The organism is Microbacterium sp. NPDC089190 (genome assembly GCF_040701795.1).
Classification (GTDB): domain Bacteria; phylum Actinomycetota; class Actinomycetes; order Actinomycetales; family Microbacteriaceae; genus Microbacterium; species Microbacterium galbum.
In genome coordinates this window covers 284,584-308,260 of the sequence record NZ_JBFBHF010000004.1, presented here as the reverse complement: position 1 = coordinate 308,260, position 23,677 = coordinate 284,584, and the positions used below count along the sequence as shown (strand labels likewise).

22 protein-coding genes are annotated in these 23,677 nt (G+C 72.2%); 13 read left to right on the top strand and 9 right to left on the bottom strand.

The features are described from left to right. Positions 1-27: 27 nt before the first annotated feature. Entirely contained in the window at positions 28-2,892 is a 2,865-nt protein-coding gene (locus AB0230_RS14820; protein ID WP_366376543.1) for an HAD-IC family P-type ATPase, read from the top strand. Between the two features lie 45 nt (positions 2,893-2,937). On the opposite strand, the gene AB0230_RS14815 is transcribed toward AB0230_RS14820, so the two are convergent. Together AB0230_RS14815 and AB0230_RS14810 are read right to left on the bottom strand one after the other, a co-directional pair. Then, positions 2,938-3,573 carry a metal-dependent transcriptional regulator gene (locus AB0230_RS14815; protein WP_315994289.1) on the bottom strand — a complete coding sequence of 212 codons (636 nt, stop codon included), beginning with the start codon at positions 3,571-3,573 and terminating at the stop codon, positions 2,938-2,940. 9 nt (positions 3,574-3,582) lie between these two features. Continuing rightward, a complete protein-coding gene (locus tag AB0230_RS14810; RefSeq protein WP_363388764.1) occupies positions 3,583-4,941 on the bottom strand; it encodes an Nramp family divalent metal transporter in 1,359 nt (452 codons plus the stop codon). Between the two features lie 174 nt (positions 4,942-5,115). Between AB0230_RS14810 and AB0230_RS14805 the strand changes: the two genes are divergently transcribed. Together AB0230_RS14805 and AB0230_RS14800 are read left to right on the top strand one after the other, a co-directional pair. Next, complete coding sequence (locus AB0230_RS14805; RefSeq protein WP_366376541.1) at positions 5,116-5,868, top strand: TrmH family RNA methyltransferase; 753 nt, start codon at positions 5,116-5,118, stop codon at positions 5,866-5,868. Positions 5,869-5,888: 20 nt separating this feature from the next. After that, positions 5,889-6,299 (top strand): Rid family hydrolase, encoded by a 411-nt coding sequence (locus AB0230_RS14800; protein ID WP_366376539.1) that lies wholly within the window; start codon positions 5,889-5,891, stop codon positions 6,297-6,299. A gap of 67 nt (positions 6,300-6,366) precedes the next feature. Here the strand turns inward: AB0230_RS14800 and AB0230_RS14795 are convergent, their stop codons facing one another. Next, a complete protein-coding gene (locus tag AB0230_RS14795) occupies positions 6,367-7,695 on the bottom strand; it encodes an MATE family efflux transporter (RefSeq protein WP_366376537.1) in 1,329 nt (442 codons plus the stop codon). A gap of 298 nt (positions 7,696-7,993) precedes the next feature. Between AB0230_RS14795 and AB0230_RS14790 the strand changes: the two genes are divergently transcribed. Continuing rightward, entirely contained in the window at positions 7,994-9,973 is a 1,980-nt protein-coding gene (locus AB0230_RS14790) for a M13-type metalloendopeptidase (protein ID WP_366376535.1), read from the top strand. 42 nt (positions 9,974-10,015) lie between these two features. Further along, positions 10,016-10,984: a serine hydrolase gene (locus AB0230_RS14785; RefSeq protein WP_363388777.1), complete on the top strand. Its 969-nt coding sequence runs from the start codon at positions 10,016-10,018 to the stop codon at positions 10,982-10,984. 3 nt (positions 10,985-10,987) lie between these two features. Here the strand turns inward: AB0230_RS14785 and AB0230_RS14780 are convergent, their stop codons facing one another. Next, on the bottom strand, positions 10,988-12,190 hold the full coding sequence (locus AB0230_RS14780) for an MFS transporter (RefSeq protein ID WP_366376533.1): 1,203 nt from the start codon (positions 12,188-12,190) through the stop codon (positions 10,988-10,990). Next, on the bottom strand, positions 12,187-12,744 hold the full coding sequence (locus AB0230_RS14775) for a helix-turn-helix domain-containing protein (protein ID WP_366376531.1): 558 nt from the start codon (positions 12,742-12,744) through the stop codon (positions 12,187-12,189). The genes AB0230_RS14780 and AB0230_RS14775 overlap by 4 nt, the downstream gene beginning before the upstream one ends. Before the next feature lie 154 nt (positions 12,745-12,898). On the opposite strand from AB0230_RS14775, the gene AB0230_RS14770 reads away from it, so the two are divergent. Next, complete coding sequence (locus AB0230_RS14770) at positions 12,899-13,174, top strand: hypothetical protein (protein ID WP_315994298.1); 276 nt, start codon at positions 12,899-12,901, stop codon at positions 13,172-13,174. A gap of 14 nt (positions 13,175-13,188) precedes the next feature. Continuing rightward, complete coding sequence (locus AB0230_RS14765; RefSeq protein ID WP_366376529.1) at positions 13,189-14,079, top strand: FHA domain-containing protein; 891 nt, start codon at positions 13,189-13,191, stop codon at positions 14,077-14,079. Positions 14,080-14,296: 217 nt separating this feature from the next. Here AB0230_RS14765 and purU read toward each other — a convergent pair whose 3' ends face one another. Both purU and AB0230_RS14755 read right to left on the bottom strand, forming a co-directional pair. Further along, positions 14,297-15,178 (bottom strand): formyltetrahydrofolate deformylase, encoded by an 882-nt coding sequence (gene purU, locus AB0230_RS14760; RefSeq protein ID WP_315994300.1) that lies wholly within the window; start codon positions 15,176-15,178, stop codon positions 14,297-14,299. 74 nt (positions 15,179-15,252) lie between these two features. Then, entirely contained in the window at positions 15,253-16,371 is a 1,119-nt protein-coding gene (locus AB0230_RS14755) for a zinc-binding alcohol dehydrogenase family protein (protein ID WP_366376527.1), read from the bottom strand. Positions 16,372-16,453: 82 nt separating this feature from the next. Here AB0230_RS14755 and AB0230_RS14750 point away from each other — a divergent pair, with 82 nt between their 5' ends. The 3 genes from AB0230_RS14750 to AB0230_RS14740 all read left to right on the top strand — a co-directional run bounded on the left by AB0230_RS14750 (position 16,454) and on the right by AB0230_RS14740 (position 19,190). Further along, a complete protein-coding gene (locus tag AB0230_RS14750) occupies positions 16,454-17,029 on the top strand; it encodes a helix-turn-helix domain-containing protein (protein WP_363577111.1) in 576 nt (191 codons plus the stop codon). 60 nt (positions 17,030-17,089) lie between these two features. Then, positions 17,090-18,412, top strand: a complete 1,323-nt coding sequence (locus tag AB0230_RS14745; RefSeq protein ID WP_366376525.1) for an MFS transporter — start codon at positions 17,090-17,092, stop codon at positions 18,410-18,412. Between the two features lie 91 nt (positions 18,413-18,503). Next, positions 18,504-19,190: a GNAT family N-acetyltransferase gene (locus AB0230_RS14740; RefSeq protein WP_366376524.1), complete on the top strand. Its 687-nt coding sequence runs from the start codon at positions 18,504-18,506 to the stop codon at positions 19,188-19,190. Positions 19,191-19,238: 48 nt separating this feature from the next. Here AB0230_RS14740 and AB0230_RS14735 read toward each other — a convergent pair whose 3' ends face one another. Continuing rightward, positions 19,239-19,448 carry a multidrug transporter gene (locus AB0230_RS14735; protein ID WP_315994305.1) on the bottom strand — a complete coding sequence of 70 codons (210 nt, stop codon included), beginning with the start codon at positions 19,446-19,448 and terminating at the stop codon, positions 19,239-19,241. Positions 19,449-19,458: 10 nt separating this feature from the next. Next, complete coding sequence (locus tag AB0230_RS14730; protein WP_315994306.1) at positions 19,459-20,271, bottom strand: SDR family oxidoreductase; 813 nt, start codon at positions 20,269-20,271, stop codon at positions 19,459-19,461. Positions 20,272-20,371: 100 nt separating this feature from the next. Here AB0230_RS14730 and menC point away from each other — a divergent pair, with 100 nt between their 5' ends. Genes menC through AB0230_RS14715 form a run of 3 tightly spaced genes read left to right on the top strand, consistent with a single transcriptional unit; the run spans position 20,372 to position 23,650 of the window. Continuing rightward, complete coding sequence (gene menC, locus AB0230_RS14725) at positions 20,372-21,505, top strand: o-succinylbenzoate synthase (RefSeq protein ID WP_366376521.1); 1,134 nt, start codon at positions 20,372-20,374, stop codon at positions 21,503-21,505. Next, on the top strand, positions 21,502-22,203 hold the full coding sequence (locus AB0230_RS14720; protein WP_366376519.1) for a hypothetical protein: 702 nt from the start codon (positions 21,502-21,504) through the stop codon (positions 22,201-22,203). Before menC ends, AB0230_RS14720 begins: the two co-directional genes overlap by 4 nt. Before the next feature lie 58 nt (positions 22,204-22,261). Beyond that, on the top strand, positions 22,262-23,650 hold the full coding sequence (locus tag AB0230_RS14715) for a glycine--tRNA ligase (RefSeq protein WP_315994309.1): 1,389 nt from the start codon (positions 22,262-22,264) through the stop codon (positions 23,648-23,650). Positions 23,651-23,677 lie beyond the last annotated feature (27 nt).

Genomic DNA, 23,677 nt, shown 5'->3' with positions numbered 1-23,677 from the left:
TCGGCGGGGGGGCTCTACAGTGAGCGCATGGAGCAGGCGACGAGCGACGACCGCGCAGACCTCGGCGTCGCCGGACTGAGCGCGGCCGACGTCGCCGAACGGGTGGCGTCGGGGCAGACCAACGCCTTCACGGCCGACACCAGCCGGAGCGCGTGGAACATCGTGCGCGCCAACGTCTTCACGCTCTTCAACGGGATCGTCGGGGCGTGCTTCGTCGTGCTGCTGCTGTTGGGCCGCTGGCAGGACGCGCTGTTCGGGGTCGCTGCGCTCTCGAACGCCGTGATCGGATGCGTGCAGGAGTTCCGCGCCAAGGCCGCGCTCGACCGCCTCGCCCTGCTGAACGCGCCCCGCGCCCGGGTCCGGCGCGACGGCGCGGAGGCCGAGATCGCGCCGCCGGAGGTGGTGCGCGGCGACGTCCTCGTGCTGCGCGCGGGCGATCAGATCGCCGCCGACGCGGTGGTGGTGGCGTCCCGCGGCCTTCAGATCGACGAGTCGATGCTCACCGGCGAGTCGGATGCCGTCGACAAACGCGTCGACGACGAGGTGCTGTCGGGGTCGATCGTGGTGGCCGGCGAAGGTGCGGCACGCGTCGCCCGCGTGGGCGCCGAGTCGTATGCGAACACCTTCGCCGCGGAGGCGAAGCGCTTCCAGCTCGTCTCGAGCGAGCTGCGCACCTCGATCGACCGCGTCCTGCGATGGGTCGGTTGGGGGATCGGGCCGATCGGACTGCTCGTCCTGAACGCGCAGATGATGGTGGCCGGCGGCTGGGTGCAGGCCTGGCAGCAGGGCACGTGGTCGCAGGCGGTCGTGAACACCATCGCCGCCCTCACCGCCATGATCCCGCTCGGGCTCGTGCTCATGACCTCCATCGCCTTCGCGGTCGGTGCGGCGCGGCTCGCCGGGCAGAAGGTGCTCGTCAACGAACTGCCCGCGGTCGAGGGGCTCGCCCGGGTCGACGTGATCTGCCTCGACAAGACCGGCACTCTCACCGCGGGCGAGATCCGCTTCGACGACGCGGTCGCCCTGTCGGAGGCGACCGGCTGGACCGACGTGCTGGCCTGGTACGGGGCCGCCCCCGACGCGAACGCGACGGCGACGTGCCTGCGCGAGCCGTTCCCCGGGGGTGCGGTGCTCACGGCGGCCCGGCGGATCCCGTTCTCATCGGCGCGAAAGTGGAGTGCGGTGTCGTTCGACGGCGGCGCCGACGGCACCTGGGTGCTCGGCGCGCCCGAGATGGTGTTCGGCGATGCCGCGACCGATGCGAGCGGCGAACTGGGCGCCGCGGTCACGCGGCTGGCTTCGTCGGGTCGACGCACCCTCGTGCTGGGGCATGCGGGCACGCCGCTCACCGACGCCGACGTCGATGGGGAGCGGTTGCCGGCGGGTGTCGCGGCCGTCGCGGTGCTGACCTTCGTCGAGGCGGTGCGTCCGGATGCCGCCGAGGCCCTGGCGTACTTCCGCGATCAGGGCGTCGGCGTGCGCGTCATCTCGGGCGACAATCCCCGCACGGTGGCGGCCATCGCACGAGAGGTCGGCCTCGACGTCGACGAGGGGTACGACGCACGTCGGTTGCCCGCCGACGACGACGAGCTGGGCGCCGTGCTCGAGCAGCACACCGTCTTCGGCCGTGTCACGCCCGACCAGAAGAAGCGCATGGTCACCGCGCTGCAGGCGCGCGGGCACGTCGTGGCCATGACCGGCGACGGCGTCAACGACGCCCTCGCCATCAAGACGGCCGACATCGGTATCGCGATGAACTCCGGTGCGGCGGCGACGAAGGCCGTGGCGCGCCTCGTGCTCCTCGACGGGCGCTTCTCGCACCTGCCGTCGGTGGTCGCGGAGGGGCGCCAGGTGATCGCCAACATCGAGCGCGTCTCGATGCTGTTCCTGACCAAGACCGTCTACGCGACGGGGCTCGCGGTGCTGTTCGGCGTCCTCGTGATGGAGTTCCCGTTCCTGCCGCGGCAGTTGTCGATCACCGATGGTCTGACCATCGGCATCCCGGCGTTCTTCCTGGCGCTGCTGCCGAACGCGCAGCGGTACGTGCCGGGGTTCCTCCGCCGCTCGCTCAGCTTCGCGATCCCCGCGGGTCTCGTCATCGCCGTCTCCCTCACCGTCTACACGCGCGTGGCGATGCAGATCGGTCTGGGGACGGCGCCGTTGCGCACGGGCGCGACGATCATCCTCGCGATCGTCGCGATCTGGGTGCTCACGGTGCTGTCGCGTCCGGTCACGCGCGTGAAGGTGGTGGTGATCGGCGCGATGTTCATCGCGCTCACCGCGATCTTCACCGTGCCGCCGTTGGGGGAGTTCTTCCAACTGCAGGATCCGGGCGACGACGGTGCGACCCTGGTGACACTCGTGGTCGTGCTCGCGCTCGGAGCGATCGAAGCGGTGCGGTTCGCGCACCGACGGTTCGTGCGACGCTCCCTGGCCGACGTGTCCGCTGGTGCGGGCGGGGTCGCCGACGAGGTGCGCCGCCGACCCGCTGTGGTCACGGCGGCCATCGTGCTCGTCTACGTCGGCGGACTGCTCAACACCGCTCTGGGGATCGTCGTCCTGTTGGCGCGCTACGCCGTGACGCCCGATCTCGTGCTGCCGGTCTCACTCGTGGGCGCGGCGACCGTGCTGCTCGGACTGCTCACGATCGCCGGTGGGTCGGCGCTTTCGCGGGGCAGTTCCCTTGCTCGCACGCTGCTGACGGTCTACCTCGGCGTCCTGGTCGCTCTGCAGGCGACGGCGATGGCGTTGACCGAACTCGACCCGATCCTCGTCGTCGCCCTCGTCGCCGCGCTGGCCGTCATCGCCAGTATGTGGGTGCCCGCGCGGGCCCGGCGATGGTTCCGCGGTGACGCGGCGTCAGTGCCCGCGGCAGGTCGCGTCAGCAGGTGAGCCGGACCACCCCGACGGCGGCCGCGCCTTCCCCCACCGGCGGTGTCAGCGAGTGAGCCAGACCGACCCGTCGGCTCCGGCCGGCAGCGACATCTCCACGCCGTCCGCGCGCACCACGCCCTCGGAGACGACCTCGAGCTCGTGACCGACGTCGATCCCGCGATCGACGAGCGCACGCAGCAACTCGGGATCCCGGTCGCTCACCCTCAGCACCCGGCCCGCGTGGCCCACCGGCGCCTCCGCCAGCAGGATGAAGGGCTCGCGGTGCACCGCGCCCTCGGCATCCGGGATCGCGTCTCCGTGCGGGTCGAAGCGGGGGCGCCCCAGGCGCTCGTCGATGCCCTCGAGCAGCCGGTCGCTGAGAGCGTGCTCGAGCACCTCGGCCTCGTCGTGCACCTCATCCCACGCGTAGGCGAACTCGCGCACGAGCCACGTCTCGATGAGGCGGTGGCGGCGGATCACGCCGGCGGCGCGGCGCTGCCCGGCCGCGGTGAGCGACACGGGTCCGTACGGGCGGTGGGTGACCAGTCCCTGGGCGGCGAGCTTCTTCACCATCTCGGTGACGCTCGAGGGGGCGAGGCTCAGCACACCGGCGAGCTGCGAGGGCGTGATCGGGGAGTCCTGCCACTCGGTGTGGTGGTAGATCGCCTTGAGATAGTCGTCTGCCACGGGCGATTCCACGCCGTCAGCCTATCCGCCGGTGAAGACGAGCCACAGGAGGACGACGTTGAGCGTGATGAGGAACCCGGATGCCAGCACCCCGGCGACCGTGGTCGCGCGGCGATTGCGGTACCGGCCCAGGACGTCGGAGCGCGCGGTCAGGGCGACCAGCGGCACCAGGGCGAACGGGATGCCGAACGACAGCACCACCTGGCTGAGCACGAGGGCGAGGGTGGGATCGACGCCGAGTGCGAGGATCGCCAGCGCGGGGACGAGGGTGACGAGACGCCGGACGACGAGTGGGATGCGCGCCCGCAGCAGTCCGTGCATGATCTCGGCGCCGGCGTAGGCGCCGACCGAGGTCGAGGCGAGGCCGCTCGCGAGCAGCCCGACGGCGAACAGCGTCGCGACCAGGGGGCCGAGCCCGTCGCGGAGCGCCGCGTAGGCGCCCTCGAGGCTGTCGGTGCCGTCGACGCCCGCCAGGTTGGCGGCGGCCAGGAGCAGGATGGCGAGGTTGACCGTGCCGGCGACGGCGAGGGCGATCGTGACGTCCCACCGGGTGGCCCGGAGCAGCCTCGGGGTCGAGATGCCGCGTGCGTGCTCCAGCGCCGCGCGCGAGGCCGACGTCCCCGTCGCCGGGGGGCCGTCGGCGCCGGCTCCCGCCGAGCGCGCGGATGCCGTGTGGCCGACCTGCGCGAAGGTCGCGGCATCCGGGGCGAAGCGGTCGCGGGCGAGTGCCGAGTGCGCGTAGATGGCGTGCGGCATGATCGTGGCGCCGAGGATGGAGGCGGCCAGCAGTACCGAGTTCGTGCCCTCGAAGCGCGGCACGAGACCGGCGGCGACCCCCGCCGCATCGGGAGGCGCGATCAGCAGGCCGAACGAGAAGCCGACGGCGATGATGACGAGCATCCCGATGAGCACGGTCTCGAAGGCGCGCGCCCCGCGGCGCGTCTGGACGAGCAGCAGACCCATCGACACCACGCCGGTGATCGCTCCTCCCCACACCAGGGGGATGTCGAACAGCAGGTGCAGCGCCACGGCCCCGCCGATGACCTCGGCGACGTCGGTGGCCATCGCCACCGCCTCGGCCTGCAGCCAGTACAGTCGCCGCCCCCAGGGGCGGTGCATCCGGCGGCCGAGGATCTGCGGGAGGCTCTCGCCGGTGACGATGCCGAGCTTGGCGGAGAGGTACTGGATCAGCCACGCCATGACGTTTCCGAGCACCACCACCCACACGAGCAGGTAGCCGAAGGCGGCGCCCGCGGTCATGTTGCTGGCGACGTTGCCGGGGTCGAGGTAGGCCACTCCCGCGACCATCGCCGGGCCGAGCAGCCAGAGGGCGCGCCCCGGAGCGTGGCGGCGGACCACGGCATCCTCTGTTTTCGGCATGCCGAAACCTTACTGACTTTTCGGGTGCCCGAAAAGTCCTCGACGCGTCCCCGGAGCACGCGACCGGCGCGGGATCACCGGTTCGACCGTCAGCGCCGGCGCGTGCTCTCGTACCGTTCGTGTGCTCTCGGCCGCCGAATCGTGCGGGGCGTCGACCGCGGATAGCCTGGATCGGTGACGGATGCCGACGACCCGACGCCGGCGCTCGACCCCCGGTTTCCGGAGGGGGACGCGCCGTCTCCGGCGCGCGACCCGCGGGTCCCGACCCGGGACGCGCCGACCTCGACGCACGACACGGAGTCACCCGCCCCGGGCGAACAGACTCCGACGCACGGGGTCGGGCCGTGGCCCGGCGGCCCCGACGAGTGGCCCGACGACCCGCGCTACGACCCCGGGCTGCTCGCCGACGGCGATCGCCGCAACGTCGTCGACGGCTACCGCTACTGGAGCATGGACGCCATCGTCGCGGACCTGGACGCCAAACGGCATCCGTTCCACGTCGCGATCGAGAACTGGCAGCACGACCTCAACATCGGCACCATCGTGCGCAGCGCCAACGCGTTCCTCGCGGCCGAGGTGCACATCATCGGCAGGCGCCGATGGAACCGCCGCGGCGCCATGGTGACCGACCGGTACCAGCACGTGCGCCATCACGAGGACGTCGCGGCGTTCGTCACGTGGGCGCGCGAGGCGGGCCTGCCGGTGATCGCGGTCGACAACGTCGACGGTTCGGTCCCGATCGATCGGGCCGACCTGCCGGAGGCGTGCGTGCTGCTGTTCGGTCAGGAGGGGCCGGGGCTCTCGCCCGAGGCGATCGAAGCGGCGACGGGTGTCGTCGAGATCACGCAGTACGGCTCGACCCGGTCGATCAACGCGGCCTCCGCCGCCGCGGTCATCATGTACGAGTGGTGCCGCCGCTGGGCCTAGCGGCGTGCGAGGGTGGGGGGATGCCGAAGGCCGTCACCCTCATCCGTTCGGCGTCGCTGTCGGGCGTCGCCGAATACGCCTACGCGGCGACCGCTCCCGCCGAGGCTCGTCTCATCTTCCTGGCCGGCTCCTGCCCCCTGGCCGCGGATGGCACGACGGTCGGGGTCGGCGACGTCCGCGCGCAGGCGGCCCGGTGCGTCGAGAACCTCGAGACCGCGCTCGCCGACGCCGGGGCGCAGCTCACCGACGTGATCAGCACGCGTGTACTCGTGGCATCCGCTCGGCAGGACGATCTCGTGGCGGCGTGGGAGGTCGTGCGCGACGCGTTCGGGTCGCACGATGTGCCGAGCACGCTGATGGGGGTCACCGTGCTGGGCTACGACGATCAGCTCGTCGAGCTCGAGGCGGTCGCCGCGATCGTCGACGACTGACGCCCGCGGAGGGCGCATCGTCGTGGCCGGTGGCACCCGGCTCGGAAGGGGCGCCCGCGGTGGCGGGTCAGCCGCCCGCGGTCATCCACGCCCGACCGCGCACGCGGAGGCCGAGGGTGAGCGCGCGAGCGATCATGTAGACGCCGAAGAACGCGGCGGCGAGCCACGCGAGTCCCGCGGGGCCCCCGCCGGCGAACAGGGCGACGAGGACGAGAGCCGGCGCGTAGGGGACGAGGTTGAGCAGGCCCGCGAGCGCCAGATACCGGGCGTCTCCCGCGCCGATCAGCACGCCGTCGAGCACGAAGACGAAGCCGGCGAGCGGCTGCGCCACGGCCAGCACGATCAGAGCGGGTTGGACGAGGGCGGCGATCTCGGCGTCGCCGGTGAAGAGGAGCCCGATCACGCCCGAGGCCGCGGCGAGCACGGCGCCCACGCCGACGCCGAACCAGATGCCCCAGGCGCTCGTGCGTCGAAGGACCCTCTGCACCGTCTCGGTCTCGTCGGCGCCCAGCGCGTGGCCGATGAGGGCCTGCGCGGCGATCGCGAGCGCGTCGAGGGCGAAGGCGGCCGTCGAGAAGATGGTGAAGGCGATCTGCCACCCGGCCAGTTCGTCGGACCCCAGTCCGGTGGCGACCGCGACGGTGGCGAGGAAGGCCACCCGCAGGCTGAGGGTCCGCAGGAACAGCCACCCCCCGGATCGCGCGGTCCCGCCCCATCCCTCGCGCTGCGGCCGGACGGATGCGTCGTGCCGACGCGCGAGCGCGCGCACGACGAGGACGTACGCGCCCACCATGCCCCACTGCGCGGCGACCGTGCCGATCGCTGACCCCGCGATGCCCCATCCGAAGCCGTAGATGAACACCGCGTTGAGGGCGGCGTTCGCCCCGAAGCCGACCCCGGCGATCCAGAGCGGGGTGACCGTGTTTTGCAGCCCGCGCAGCAGCCCGGTGGCCGCGAACACCACGAGCATGGCCGGAAGGCCCCACATCGAGATCGAGAGGTAGACGCGGGCGTTCTCGGCCACGTCGGGGGCGGCGCCGAAGACGTCGACGACCGACGGGGTGACGATCGACCCGACCGCGGCGAGCACCCCGCCCAGCGCGAGAGCCAGCCACATCCCGTCGATGCCCACGGACACCGCGCGTCCCGTCTCGCCCGCCCCGAACCGCCGCGCGACCGCGGGCGTCGTCGAATAGGCGAGGAACACCATGAGCCCGACGATCGTCTGCAGCACGGCGCTCGCGATGCCGAGACCCGCCAGGGGAGCGACACCGAGGTGCCCCACCATCGCGGCATCCACGATCAAGAAGAGCGGCTCGGCGATCAACGCGCCGAGCGCGGGCACCGCGAGCCGCAGGATCGAGCGGTTCAGCGTCGCGGGCGGCGGTGTCGTCACGGTCCGAGCCTAGGCCGGGCCTCCGACGTCGCTCGGCGCGCGGCGCCCTGCGCGCGTGCGGCGCGAGCCGGGCGCGGCGCAGGGTCAGTGATCTGCGCAAGCTCCGTCCGATCCGGGGGGGGCGCTGAGGTCGCGCCGATCGCGGAGGTTGCGCGATGCGAGGGGGACGGGGCGGGCCCGCCCGGCGCGGGGGCGCTCGGGTCGATGCGCGGAACGGCGACGGCTTGCGTTCCGCGTCCACGCGTGGCGCGCCCCGCATTCCGAGCCCGCACGGATGCGGGGCACTTATCCTGTCTCCATGACCGACACCCCCCGCTCCGGTCTCGCGCTCGACGAGCTCAGCGACGAGATCCGCCCGCAGGACGACCTGTTCCGCTACGTGAACGGCCGCTGGCTGGAGCGCACCGAGATCCCCGACGACAAGGCCCGTTGGGGCTCGTTCCACCTCATCGCCGAGCAGGCCGAGGCGGACGTGCGCACCATCGTCCAGGAGTCGCAGGAAGCCGAGCCGGGCAGCGAAGCCCGCAAGATCGGCGACCTCTTCGCGAGCTTCATGGACACCGAGCGCATCACCACGCTCGGCGGCGAGCCGCTGGCCCCGCAGCTCGCGGCCGTCGACACCGTCACCGACATCCCCTCCCTGCTCCGGCTCATCGGCGAACTCGAGCGCGACGGCATCAGCGGCCTGCTGACGCTGTTCGTCGAGCCCGATCCGGGCGACCCCACCCGCTACGTGCCGGTGGTCTACCAGGGCGGCATCTCGCTGCCGGACGAGAGCTATTACCGGCTCGACAACTTCGACGAGACCCGCACCGCCTACCGGGCGCACATCGCCCGCGTGCTCGAGCTCGCCGGGGTCGCCGAGGCCGCGGCATCCGCCGATCGCGTGTTCGCGCTCGAGGCCGACCTGGCCGCGCATCACTGGTCGCGCGAAGACAGCCGCGACGCGGTCAAGACGTACAACCTCAAGACGTGGGACGACACGCTCGCCCTCGCCGGAGTCGACCTCGAGCCGTGGCGTGCGGGGGTCGACCCGGGTCACGAGGACGCGCTCACCGAGGTCGTCGTGTACCAGCCGAGCTTCATCGAATCGCTCGGCGGTCTGCTCGTGGCCGAGCGTCTCGACGACTGGAAGGCGTGGCTGCGCTTCAAGATCGTGCACGCGGCCGCGGCGTTCCTGTCCGACGAGTTCGTGGCCGAGAACTTCGCGTTCTACGGCACGCAGCTCACGGGCGTGCCCGTGAACCGCGAACGCTGGAAGCGCGGCGTGAGCCTCGTCGAGGCGGCGCTGGGCGAGGCGATCGGCAAGGTCTACGTCGAGCGGCACTTCCCGCCCGCCGCGAAGGAGGCGATGGACGGCCTCGTCGCCCACCTCATCGAGGCGTACCGCCGATCGATCCGCACGCTCGAGTGGATGACCGAGGAGACGCGCGAGCGGGCGCTGGCCAAGCTCGACGCCTTCACGCCCAAGATCGGCTACCCGGTTCGCTGGAAGGACTACTCCGACCTCGAGATCGACGCCGACGACCTGGTCGGCAACGTGCGGCGCGCCCACGTGTGGGAGCACGACCGTCAGCTCGCCAAGGTGGGCCAGCCGATCGACCGCGACGAGTGGTACATGACCCCGCAGACGGTCAACGCGTACTACAACCCGCTCATGAACGAGATCGTGTTCCCCGCGGCGATCCTGCAGTACCCGTTCTTCGACGCCGAGCGCGATGCGGCGGCGAACTACGGCGGCATCGGCGCGGTCATCGGTCACGAGATCGGTCACGGCTTCGACGACCAGGGCAGCCGCTTCGACGGCGACGGATCGCTGCGGGACTGGTGGACGGATGCCGACCGCGCGGCGTTCGAGGAGCGGACGAAGGCCCTCATCGCCCAGTACGAGGCGCTCGTGCCGCAGGGACTGAGCGAGGAGCACCACGTCAACGGCGCCCTCACCATCGGCGAGAACATCGGCGACCTGGGCGGGCTCGGCATCGCGATCGCCGCGTACCGTCTGTTCCTCGAGGAGCAGGGTGAGGCGGAGGGCGAGGGTCCCGTCGTCGACGGGTTCACCGGCATCCAGCGTCTGCTGCTGAGCTGGGCGCAGATCTGGCAGCAGAAGGGTCGGGACGCCGAGACCATCCGCCTTCTCACGATCGATCCGCACTCGCCGAACGAGTTCCGCTGCAACCAGATCGTGCGTAACATCGACGCGTTCTACGAGGCGTTCGAGGTCACCGAGGGCGACGCTCTCTGGCTGGACGCCGACCAGCGCGTCACCATCTGGTGAGACGGCGTTTGTTGTCCTGCTGACCCGGAAGGAGCCACGCTCGTGGGCATGCCCCCGCTTCCCGAGCCCGCCCTGCCCGAGCCCGCCGGAGGGCCGGTGGAGTCGTCGCGACGCGACGCCCCGGCCCTCCGCGGCGCGGGGCGCAAGGGTCCGAAGCGACTGCCCCGGCGGGCGGCGGCCGGCCGCCGCTCCTTCACCGCGACGCTGCGCGCGCTCGACGAGCTCGCCGCCTCGGGGGCGAAGGTGTCGGTGCGCATCGACGATCTCGACGGCGGAACGGCCGTGCTCTCGGGCGACGACTTCGTCACTCTGCCGGTCGGCGGCCTCGGCGTCGTGCCTCTGCTCGTCGAGACGGCCGCGTCGTTCGAGTCGGGTCGCCTGGACGCCCTCGAGATCGTCGATCGCGCGGCGGTCGCCGGCGCCGTCAACGGCGGCACCTGGCAGCACCTCAAGGCTCCGGCACTGCCCCTGACCGATCTCGCGATGCTGGCGGCATCGACGGGCGACGCCCTCGCCGCGAACGCCCTGCTGCACCGGGTGGGCCTGCAATCGGTCCGCGCGCGCCTGGAGCAGCTGGGCCTTCGCCGCACCGCGCTGCTCGACCGGTTCCGCGACGACCGGGGTCCCGACGACGCTCCGCACGTGGCCCTGTCGACCGCCCGCGAGATGGCGCAGGTCTTCGCGGGACTGGTGAACTCGACGATCGTCTCGCCCGGGGTCAGCGCCCAGGTGGCGGAGTGGTTGAGTCTCAACCACGATCTCTCGCTCGTGGCATCCGCCACCGGCCTCGATCCCTTCGCCCACGAGAACGATCAGCACGGGCTGCTGTTCGTCAACAAGACCGGCCGCGCGCCCGGGGTGCGCGCCGAGGCGGGAGTGCTCGGCGGACCGCGCGCGGGCGTCTCGTACGCCCTGATCGTGAACTTCGACGATCTGTCGATCGCACACCGGCTGCGCGCCCACGACGCCTTCCGCGTGCTGGGCGTGGAGCTCATGGAGTACGTGTACTGAGCCTCAGGCGGCGCGGATGCTCCACACGCTCCGCGAGCACGTCGCAGCCGAGGTCGCCACGACGATGATCGCCGCGCAGCCCAGCAGCACCGGGGCCGCCCCCACCCGCTCGGCGAGGGGGCCGACGACGATCTCGCCGACCGGGACCGCGACGAACGATCCGACCATGTCGTAGGAGTACACGCGCGACAGCGCCGCGCGGGGGATGTGCGTCTGCAGCGACTGATCCCACGCGATCGCGAAGAGCTCGATCGCGATCCCGCCGATCGCGAAGGCCGCGATGAGCACCGGCACGACCGGAGCCGCCCCGAGGGCCGCGGCCGGCAGGGCCGCGAGGGCCATCGCCGCGACGCCGATGCCGAGCGCGCGTCGCGGCCGCCAGCGCAGCGCCACGACCGCACCGAGCGCGAGCCCCGCCGTCTGCGCGGCGACGATCAGGCCCCACGCGCCGCGCCCGAAGCTCTCGTCGGCCACGAGCGGTCCGAGCACCGTGGTCGCACCGACGAAGGCGGCGTTCAGCACGGCGAACTGCAGCACGACGATCCAGACCCATCGACGCGCCGCGAACTCGCGCCAGCCCTCGCGGAGGTCGCTCCAGACCGAGGCGCGCTCGCCGGGCGCGGCATCCGGCGGCGACGGCAGTCGCAGGCGTGAGAAGAGCATCGCGGCGACGGCGAAGGCGGCCGCATCGATCGCGAGACCCCACCCCGGTCCGACGGCGGCGACGACCACGGCGCCGACCGACGCGCCCACGATGCTGCCGCCGTTCAGCCCGAGCCGCAGCAGCGCGTTGGCCGGTCGCAGGAGCGGGGCGGGCACCGTGTCGGGCACGAGCGCCGCCGCGGCCGGGAGGCTCACGGCGGCCACGGCACCGTTGACGACGCTCAGGATGACGAGCAGCGGGATGCCGGCGGTCCCGGTGAGCACGAGTGCGGCGATCGCCCCCTGGGTCAGCGCAGCGGCGACGGACGATCCCACGAGAACGGCGCCGCGGGGGAGACGGTCGGCGATCACTCCGCCGAACAGCAGCATCCCGACGTTGGCGATCGAGCGGGCGGCGACCACCAGCCCCAGATCCGCCGCCGACCCGGTGAGGTCGAGCACCGCGAAGGCCAGGGCGAGCGGCGCGACGGCGTTGCCCACGATCGCCGTGGTGCGCGCGGCGAGCAGCCATCGGAACGGCGCGAGGGCGAGGGGGCCGCTCACCGGGGATTCCCGTGACCGGCCGCCGAGCGCGGTGTCGGGACGCGCACGGGGAACAACGCCGCGGTCATCGACACCGGACGCGTGCCCGGCGTGCGCGGCGGACGGGCGGCGGCGTGCAGCAGCGCGGACGCCTCGCCCACGTGCTGCACGATCCGGCGCCAGACGGCGGGGTCCACCCACAGCTCGGCGTCGGTCGATATCGCGGGGCCGTCCGCGCGCAGCGCGGCGCGGCGGCGCAGCTCCTCGACGATCGCTTCGAGGTACTCCGTCTCGCCCTCGGGGGAGCGTTCGCCGCGAGGCGTATCGGGGTCGTACCGCCGTGACGACGACTCGTGGCGGTAGCGCTTCGCCTCGCCGCCGCGCAGCCGCACGACCTCGACCACGCGGACGAGGCGCGCCCGCTCCAGCACGCGCAGATGGTAGCTCGCCGACGCTTGCGACACGCCTAGTTCGCGCCCTGCTTCGGCCGCACTCATCGCCGCTCCGGTGAGCAGCGACAGCAGGCGCAGCCGCAGCGGATGGGCGGTGGCGCGGAGTTCCTCGAGGCGCGACATCCCGCCATCGTGCCGCGGCCGGCCTCGACCGTCAAATGAGTCTTTGGGGGTCGGGGGAATGGTGCCCCAACCGCGGCGTCCGCGCAATCCCTCCCCAACCGGTCCGAGCCGCTGGGACGCTGGTGGCCTCGAAACGAAAGGAAGGACCGAAGCCATGTCCGAGACTCCTGCCACCACCGACCCGTTCGCCGACTCGTCCGGCCCCGAGGGCCACTCGATCACCGATTGGACCGACCTCGGCCGCGAGATGTGGTCGTACCTCACCGGCCGCGGCGCCGCCGTGAACTACTCCTTCGTCGACATGACCGTCGAAGTGCCGCGTGACATCGGCCCCGACGCTCCCCGCGCGACGTGGAAGCTCAACGGCACCCTCCGCGTCACCACGAGCGACGACACCGCGGCCGGGTCCGACCCGTACCGCGGCAACTGAGAGGCGGCGCCGTCATGGTGCGCCTCGACATCGACCTCGCCTTCTCCGAGCAGGAGACGGGGGATGCCGACTCCCCGCCGTTCGAGGGGACCGTCACGGCCTCCGGCACCGAGGTGCGCATCGTCGTGAACGACCCCTCGCGCCTGCCGGGAAACGGCCGGCGGACGCTCACCGAGCTGTCCACGGTCGCCGACGCCCTGGCATCCCGGGGGATCTCCGTGAAGCTCGAAGGGCCGGACGGGCCCATCCTGCAGCTCGGTGACATCAAGAGCGGCGCGCTGCAGCGGGTGATCACCGGGTCGAAGCACATCCGGCTCGGCTCGGTGGCGGCCGTGGCGCCGTTGCTCGTCCGCCGCAACGGGGACCGGACGTTGACGTTCCCGGTTCCCCCCGAGACGCCGCTTCCGCTGGTGCCCACCGTCAACCGCACCGTGCGCCGCCGCGTCACCACCACCCACTACACCCCGGGGTCGGGGCGACCGCGGCTCATCTTCGCGGTGGGTGACTCGTCGTGGGACGGCTCGCGGCCGCGCGAATTCGACCTGCTGCCCACCAAGACCGTCATCGGATCGGGCGACGAGGCCGACCTGCGTCTGCCCGGGCTCGCTCCGGTGCACGCCGAGATCCGGCACGAGGGCGATGACGAGTACGTGCTGTACGGCTTCGACGTCGTCGGCGGAGGCGGGGCGCGCGACCAGGGTCCCGGGCGCGACGGCGGGGGGCGCATCCTGCGCACCGGCGCGCGCATCGAGCTGGGCGACTGGCGGCTGGCGTACTTCCGCGCCGAGTTCGCCGACCACGGTCGCCCGTACGGCGGACGGCAGGGCGGCGAGTTCGCGCGTCAGCGCAAGCAGCCCCCGCGCGGTGGTTCGGGCCCGCTCAGCCGCGCGAGCGATCCCGACTGACGGCGTTCGACGAGGTCGGGGCCGGCCGCTGATCTGTCATCCACCGAGACGGCATCCGGCTGACGGAGCCGGTGCACCCTGCAACCGGGATGTCAGCGGGATGCCGTCTTGCCGTGGCCGGGGGCCGCTCCCATCGCGGCGGGGCGTCGAGCCGCGGGCGCGCCGTGCGGACGGGTGCCGAGCGGGGCGCGGTGGCCTCGCGCTCGGCATCCGCGATCTAGAAGACGATCGTGTGGTTCCCGTGCCGGATGACGCGGTCTTCCGCGTGCCACAGCACGGCGCGCGAGAGCACCTGTCGCTCGACGTCGGCGCCCCGGCGCGCGAGTTCCGCGGCGGAGTCCGCGTGCGTGACGCGCACGGTGTCCTGCTCGATGATCGGGCCCTCGTCGAGGTCGCTCGTGACGTAGTGCGAGGTCGCGCCGATGAGCTTGACGCCGCGCTGCTTCGCCTTCTTGTACGGCTCGGCGCCGATGAAGGCCGGCAGGAACGAGTGGTGGATGTTGATGACGGGCACACCGATCTTCTCGAGGAAGTCGGGCGAGAGGATCTGCATGTAGCGCGCGAGCACGACGAAGTCGACGTTGCCGACCAGCAGCTCGAGGATGCGCGCCTCGGATGCCGACTTGTCGGGCCCGGGCGTCGACGGGACGTGGAAGAAGGGCACGCCGAACGAGCGCACGTCTTCTGCGGCCGTGGTGTGGTTCGACACGACCATCGGGATGCTCACGGGCAGGTCTCCGCGACGGTGACGCCAGAGCAGGTCGAGCAGGCAGTGGTCCTGCTTCGAGGCGAGGATGGCCATGCGCTTCGGCGTGGACAGGTCGGTGAGGGTCCACTCCAGCTCGAAGCCCTCGCCGAGGGTGGTGGCGATGTCGGCCTCGATCTCGGGCAGCGCGACGGTCAGGTTCGGGCGGTGGAAGACCACGCGCTGGAAGTACGCGCCCCCGCGCGGGTCGTCGGAGTACTGGTCGAAGGCGACGATGTTGCCGCCCTGACGCGCGATGAGGGCCGAGACCGCGGCGATGATGCCGGGGGTGTCGCTGCCGTGCATGATGAGGCACGCGTGATCGGGCTGCAGGTGGGGGCTCGCGGAGACCATCGGACCATTCTGCCGTGCGCGGGCGGCGCCGGCTGACCATGGTCGGCGTGTGACGAGGCGCTGCTCCGTCGCGCTCACAGGCGCACGACCACCTTCTGCGCCGAGACGCCGGCGCGCTGCCGATCGAGGGCGCCCTGGACGGCCTCGAGACCGTCGCCGACGACCAGGGGTGACGGCGCGGGGCGCAGCGAGCCGTCGGCCAGCATCCGGGGCACCGTCTCCCTCCACAGTCGTGGGCCCATCTCGTCGTCCCGCAGGCTGTTGCCCCAGACGAACCCGGCATGGATGCCGAGGCGGCGGGCGCGCAGACTCGAGCGCACCGTGGCGAGACCGATGCGGGTGAAGACGGGCAGCATCGCGGGGAACAGGTGGCGGCCCCCGGCGAGGGAGTCGAGCGACACCGGTGTGCTCGCCATCGCCAGGCGGGTTCCCCCCGTACGCGACAGCACGTCGAGGCAGGCGTCCGTCGAGCCGGCCCCGAGAGCGACGGCGCCCGCGACGGGACGTCCGCCGACGGCCGCGACCATGTCGGCCACCGCCGACGGCGATCCGTGGTCGACGACGGCCTCGGCGCCGAGGGCGCTGACCACCTCCGCGTTCTTGGCGGACGCCGTGCTCACCACGGTGTAGCCCGCGGCGCGCGCGAGTTGGATCGCGTTCATCCCCACGCTCGTCGAGCCGCCCCAGACCACGACGACCTCCGGGGCGGCGGCGGATGCCGGGGTCCCCGGCATCCGGAGTCCCAGGTGCTGCGGTTGGAAGAGCGCGCAGGCGGCCGTGGAGAGGCCGAGGGGGAACACGGCGGCCTCCGCGTCGGTGAGGGACTCGGGCGTCGGAGCGGTGAGGCGCTCGAGCAGGATGGAGGAGTGCTGGAACGCTCCCTCGCGCAGGGGGTCGCGCCCGCGATCGGTGCCCGTGGCGAGGCCGAAGACGCGTTGGCCGACGCGGAAGCGCGTGACGTCGGCGCCGACGGCGATGACCTCGCCCGCGATGTCGGAGCCGAGGACCGCGGGCGTCCGCAGCCATCGGTAGGTGATGCGACCGGTGCCCTGGATGACCCAGTCGACGGGGTTGATCGCGGCGGCGCGAATGCGCACCAGGACCTCGTCGGCGGCTGGAGCCGGCGTCTCGACCTCGGTGACGGTCAGCGGGGCGCGGGGTGCGGCGAGCGTCGCGGCGGCGTGCATGGTCATGAGCGGCCCTTCATCGTGATGGCACGGAGTGCCTTCACTATAGTTCGGCATGACACGGAGTGTCATCACGTAGGATCGCCGCATGGCGAGATGGGCCCCCGACACGCGGGAGCGGCTGCGCGCGGCCGCTTTCGAGCTCTTCGGCGAGCGCGGGTTCGAGGCCACGACGGTGCCGGACATCGTCGAGCGCGCCGGGGTGACGCGGCGCACCTTCTTCCGACACTTCGGCGACAAACGCGAGGTGTTCTTCTCCGGCGACGAGATCCCCCGCCTCGCCGCCGCGATGCTCTCCGCCGCACCCGTCCACCTGTCGCCCTTCGGCGTCGCCTGGACGGGTTTTCAGACCCTCGCCGGCGAGCGGTTCGAGCCGCGCCGCGCCGAGATCGCCGCCGCCCGGCGCATCATCGCGGCCGAGCCCGCGCTCCGCGAGAGGGACCTGCAGAAGCAGGCCGACCTCCGCGAGGTCCTGACCGCGGGGTTCCACGCGCGGGGTGTCGAGGCACGCCGCGCGCGGATCGTCGCCGGGGTCGCCGTCGAGCTGCTGCAGACGGCGCTCGAGCAGTGGGCGGACGACGACACGAACACCTCCCTCGTCGACCACCTCGAGCGTGTCCGGGCGGAGATGGCCGCCGTCTTCGACGCCGACCTGCCCGGGTAGGCCACGCGGGCCAGCGCCACCCCGCCGCCCGTGTCGACGGGCGGGTCTAGCCTGGAAGACGTGACCAGCACCCTCCGCCTCGACCGGCCGGGCTGGCGCACCTGGACGCTGTGGGCCGTCGGCGTGCTGGCCTACGTGGTCTCGATCGTCAACCGCACCTCGCTGTCGGCGGTGGGAGTGGATGCCGCCGTGCGCTTCGGCGCCGACGCGTCGGCGCTGTCGATGTTCGCCGTCATCCAGCTCTTCGTCTACGGCGCGATGCAGATTCCGGTCGGGCTGCTCCTCGACCGCTTCGGCGCGCGCCCGATGATCGCGATCGGCATGGTGCTGATGGCGGTGGGCCAGCTCGTGATGGCCTTCGCGGATGCCGTGGGGATCGGCATCCTGGCCCGCGTGCTCATCGGGGCGGGCGACGCCGCCGTCTTCCCCAGCGTCCTGCGCGTGATCGCGACGTGGTTCCCCGCGCAGCGGGCGCCCGTGATGGTGCAGCTGACCGGCATCATCGGACAGCTCGGCCAGATCGTCGCGGTGCTGCCGCTCGCCGCGCTCCTGCACGCGACGAGCTGGACGGTCGCCTTCGGCAGCCTCGCCGGGCTCGGCGTGCTGTTCGGGGTGTTGACCTTCCTGATCATCCGCAACCGCCCGCCCGAACGTCGCGCCGATCCCGTGGACACCTCGGTCGACACCCAGACCGGGGCCATCCGCGTCGTTCGATCCGCGCCCGATCTGCGGCGGGGATTCCGCGAGTCCTGGGCGCACCCCGGTACGCGGCTCGGCTTCTGGTCGCACTTCGCCACCCCCTTCGCGGGGACGGCGTTCATGCTGCTGTGGGGCTTCCCCTTCCTCACGGCGGGCGAGGGCCTCGAGCCGGCGACGGCGTCGCTCGTGATGACCTCGCTCGTGCTCTTCAGCATCCTCAGCGGCCCCGTGATCGGGGCGCTGTCGAGCCGGCATCCCACCCGCCGGTCGCGCTGGCTCGTGCTGCCCACGGTCGTGTTCCAGGCGGTCGCCTGGATCGTCGTCATCGCATGGCCGGGTCCCGCGCCCGTGTGGCTGCTGATCGTGCTGATGTTCGCCCTGTCGACCGGGGGACCGGCGTCGATGATCGCGTTCGACCACGCGCGCACCTTCACACCCAGTCATCGCCTCAGCACCGCGACGGGCATCGTCAACGGCGGCGGCTTCCTCGCCGCCCTCCTGGCCATCCTCTTCATCGGCATCGCGATGGACGTGCAGGGCGCGGGCAGCCCCCAGAGCTACTCGCTCGACGCGTTCCGCGTGGCCTTCCTCACGCAGGTGCCGCTGTGGCTCATCGGGGGCATCGCGATCGTGGTGGAACGCGGCCGCACCATCCGCCACGTCGGCGGGGTGCTCCCGCGCTGACGCGGCGTACGGCTGACGCGCTGACGCCGACGACCGGGGTCGGCCGTACGTGGGACACGAGCCCCCCGCACCGCGGTGCGAGGATCGAGGCATGAGCTCCATCGACATCCGCACGCTCGACACCGTCGACGCCGTGCACGAGGCCTCCCGCGTGCTGGACCGCGTGTGGGGCGACCGGGGGACGATGCCGGCGAACATCCTGCGAGCACTGGAACACGCCGGTGGTTACGTCGTCGGGCTGTACGACGGCGACGCCATGATCGGCGCGTCGGCGGCGTTCTTCGGGCCGCCCGCCGCACGCACGATGCACTCGCACATCACCGGGATCGTCGACGGCTACCAAGGGCGAGGTCTCGGGCGACAGCTCAAGACCCACCAGCGCGACTGGGCGCTCGAGCGCGGCGTCGGGCACATCACGTGGACGTTCGACCCGCTCATCCCGCGCAACGCCCACTTCAACCTCGCGGTGCTCGGAACACGCGTCACCGACTACCTGGTGAACCAGTACGGCGAGATGGATGACGAGGTCAACCGCGGCGACGAGTCCGATCGGCTCCTGGTGTCGTGGGCGCTCGCCGAGCCGCCGGCGCCCACCCCGACGGATGCCGAGATCGCGGCGGTCGTCCCCGTGCCCGACGACATCGCAGGTCTGCGCCGCAGCGACCCGGCGTCCGCCGCCGTGTGGCGCCGGCGGGTGCGCGACGAGCTGCGCGGGCACGTGGCATCCGGTCGCCGGATCGGCGGATTCGACCGGCGCGGATACCTGATCGTGGAATGACCGCGTCGCCGGGCCGGTCGAGGACCGATCGCCCGGCGACGCGGCGGCTCACTGCTCGGTGATCGGCTGGTCCTTCTCGGCGGCGGGGTCGCCCGGGCCGGGACCCGGCCGCACCGCGGCGTCGTCGCGCACGTCGATGCGCGTGACGCCGTCGTGCTCGCTCACGTCGAAGCGCGGCGCGGCGTCCGCCTCGGTGGCCTTCGGCGCGCTCGTGAGCTGGTCGTGACGGTTCTCTTCGAAGCTCTTCTCGTCGCTCATGGTGTTGTGCTCACTCCTCGCCGGCCGAGCGCCAGGCGTCGGACTCCATGTGCGAGCCCGCCTGCGGGCCCATGTGCAGCATCCCGCCGTCGACGACCCAGCTCGCACCCGTCACGTACGAGCCCGACGGGGAGGCGAGGAACCGGATCACGTCGGCGATCTCCTCGGGCTTGCCGGGGCGGCCGAGGGGGATGCCGGGGCGGTGGACGCGATCCGCATCCTCGGCCGACATGTCGTTGATCGGGGTGGCGATCTCTCCCGGAGCGACGGCGTTGGCCGTGATGCCGTACTGACCGAGCTCGAGGGCCATCGTCTTGATGAGGCCGCCGACGCCGTGCTTCGCGGCGACGTAGGGGGCGGAGCCGACGCGGGGCTGGTGCTCGTGCACGCTCGACACCACGATGAGGCGCCCGCCGTTGCCGGAGGTCACCATCCGCTTCGCCGCGGTGTGCAGGGCGAGGAAGGCGCCGTCGAGGTTCAGCGAGATGTCGGTGCGCCACGTGTCGAAGTCGAGGTCGAGGAACGAGCCGCCGATCCCGCCGCCGGCGTTGTTGACGAACACGTCGAGGCCGCCGAGCTCGTCGGCCATGGCGTTCACGGCATCCGGGACCGCGTCGAAGTCGGTCGCGTCGAACTGCGCGACGATCGCGCGCACGCCGCGCTCGCGGACGGCCGCGGCGGTCTCTTCGGCGCCGTCCTGGTCGGAGTGGTACGTGACCGCGACGTCCATCCCGGCGTCGGCGAGGGCGAGGGCGGTGGCCGCGCCGATGCCCGAGTCGGAGCCGGTGACGATCGCGTGGCGGGGGGTGAAGTCGTCGCTCATGGGCCCGACCGTACGCGCGCGGAGCCGTGCAGGAGTCGGCCTTGCCAGGCTCGGGCACGGGCGTTACGGTCGGGGACCGGTCGCCCGATACCCTGCCCCCATGTCGCTCCCGCATCCCGCCGCACCCGTGACCCTCGACGCCGTGGAACTCCGCGTGCTGCACATGCCGCTCGTGTCGCCGTTCACCACCTCCTTCGGCACCGAGACGGTGCGCGAGGTCATCATCGTCACCGCGGAGACGGCGGACGGCCGCGGATGGGGCGAGGTGGTCACGCAGTCCGAACCGTCGTACTCCAGCGAGTACACGCAGGGGGCGTGGGACGTCCTGTCGCGTTTCCTCGCCCCGGCGCTGCTCGCGCACCGCTCGTTCGCACCCGAGGAGGTCGCCGGCATCCTGAGCCCCGTCGTCGGGCACCGCATGGCCAAGGCGGGCCTCGAGCTCGCGGTGGTCGACGCCGCGCTCCGCGCCCAGGGGCGGAGCTTCGCGCCGTACCTCGGCGCCGAACGCGACCGGGTGCCCTCGGGGGTCTCGGTGGGCATCCAGCGCGACCCGGGAGCGCTCGTCGACGCGGTCGGCGGCTACCTCGACGAGGGCTACGTGCGCATCAAGATCAAGATCAAACCCGGTCGCGACATCGACGACACCGCGGCGGTGCGCGAGGCGTTCGGCGGCATCCCTCTCCAGGTGGATGCCAACTCGGCCTACACCCTCGCCGACGCGGACACGCTGGCGGGGCTCGACGCCTTCGACCTGCTGCTCATCGAGCAGCCCCTGCAGGAAGACGACCTCGTCGACCACGCCACCCTCGCGAAGCGCCTGCGCACGCCGGTGTGCCTCGACGAGTCGATCGTCTCGGACAAGGCCGCCGCCGACGCCCTCGCCCTCGGCTCCGCGGCGATCATCAACATCAAAGCCGGTCGGGTCGGCGGCTACCTCGAGGCCGTCGCGATCCACGATCGCGCGCTCGCCGCGGGGATCCCGGTGTGGTGCGGGGGCATGCTCGAGACGGGGATCGGGCGCGCGGCCAACGCCGCCCTCGCGGCCCTGCCGGGGTTCACCCTGCCCGGCGACATCTCGGCATCCGCCCGCTTCTACACCCGCGACATCGTCACGGAGCCCGCGGTGATCGAGGACGGACACGTGCGGGTTCCGACGGGACCCGGCCTCGGCGTCGAGATCGACGCGGCGGCGCTCGAGGAGTTCACCGTGCACCGCGAGCGGATCACGCGATGAGCAGCGCACGCTCGGGTCTCTCGGAGACCGACCGCGACGACGTGCCCTGGGGGCGGGCGCCCGTCGACAGCATCCCGGTCCCGCCCTTCGCGGATGCCGCGGAGCACCGCACCTACCTCCGTGCCCTTCAGACGTTCCTGCTGCTGCTCGACCGGGGCGAGCCGACGGCCGCGACGATCGCGCTGGCCGCCGCGCTCGAAGCGGAGCTCCCGCGGACCGCGCGCGAGGCGCCGACGCACCTGTCGCCGCTGGCGCTGCGGGTCAGCCTGTCGACCTTCTTCCCGGCCCCGTGGACGCCCGAGGCGCTCGCTTCGGCGCTGAACGGCTTCGGCTACGGCGTGCCCGTCCGCGGTCGGGGCGGGTGGTCCTGGGGCGGGGATCCCGACTACGCCGCCCGGCCCACGCGGCAGGGGTGGGAGATCGAGCGGCACGAGCGCGGCTCGTTCAGCCACGCGACGCTCGCGCACGAGGACGACCTCGTGCTGCTGTGGATGGACATGTTCCGCAACCGCTTCCCGTATCCGATCGCGCACGTCGCCGACCCCGCGGCGCCGGCCCCCGGCTCCCTCGCGGACGCCGCCCGCGCCACCCTGGCCGCCCACGCCGAGAACGTCGCGATGCCGTATCTGCAGAATTGGATGCGCGAGCGCGAGCACGCCCGCGACGGCGGGCCGGGAGAGGCGGGATCGCTTCGATAAACTGGATGCCGCGCCCTCGCGCTCGATCCCCACAGCTTTCCCGACCATTGGAGCCACCGTGGCCGAACAGTCCCGCCTCGACAAGGTCATCGCCCTCGCCCGCCACCGCGGGTTCGTCTTCCAGGCCGGTGAGATCTACGGCGGCTCGCGCTCCGCGTGGGACTACGGTCCCCTCGGCACGGAGCTGAAGGAGAACATCCGTCGCCAGTGGTGGCAGACCTTCGTCCGTGGCCGCGGCGACATGGTGGGTCTGGACTCGAGCATCATCCTCCCCAAGCGCGTGTGGGAGGCCTCGGGTCACGTCGCGACCTTCACCGACCCGCTCGTGGAGTGCCTGAGCTGCCACAAGCGCTTCCGCGCCGACACCCTCATCGAGGACTTCGAGGCCCGCAAGAACCGCAAGGCCGAGAACGGTCTCGCCGACATCCCGTGCCCGAACTGCGGCACCAAGGGGCAGTACACCGAGCCGAAGTCGTTCTCGGGCCTGGTGAAGACCTACCTCGGCGTCGTCGACGACGAGTCGGGCCTGTACTTCCTGCGTCCCGAGACCGCGCAGGGCATCTTCGTGAACTTCTCGAACGTGCTCACGGCATCCCGTCGCAAGCCGCCGTTCGGCGTCGGCCAGGTGGGCAAGGCGTTCCGCAACGAGATCACCCCCGGCAACTTCATCTTCCGCACGCGCGAGTTCGAGCAGATGGAGATCGAGTACTTCACCCCGCCGGCCGAGGCGAACGAGTGGTTCGAGCACTGGGTCGAGGCGTGCTGGAACTGGTTCATCGAGCTCGGCATCGACCCCGAGAACATGAAGCGCTTCGACGTCCCCGAAGACGACCGCGCGCACTACTCCGCCGGCACGATCGACGTCGAGTACCGCTTCGGCTTCCCGGGCAAGGAGTGGGGCGAGCTCATGGGCGTCGCCAACCGCACCGATTACGACCTCAAGAGCCACTCCGAGGCGTCGGGCCAGTCGCTCACGTTCTTCGACCAGGCGTCGGGCGAGAAGTACACGCCCTACGTGATCGAGCCCTCGTTCGGCCTGACGCGCGCCATGATGGCGTTCCTCGTCGACGCGTACCGCGAAGAAGAGGTGCCGAACGCCAAGGGCGGGACCGACACCCGCACGGTGCTCAAGCTCGACCCGCGTCTCGCGCCCGTCAAGGTCGCGGTGCTGCCTCTGTCGCGCAACGAGCGCCTGTCGCCGCTGGCCCGTGAGACCGCCGACGCGCTGCGCGCGGCGGGCTGGAACATCGACTTCGACGACGCCGGCGCGATCGGTCGCCGCTACCGTCGCCAGGACGAGATCGGCACCCCGTTCTGCGTCACGGTCGACTTCGACTCGCTCGACGACAACGCCGTGACCGTGCGCGACCGCGACACGATGGGCCAGGAGCGCATCGGCCTCGACGCGCTGCACGGCTACCTGGCGGAGCGCCTGCGCGGCGCCTGACCTGCGTCACGGGAGACCGGATGCCGG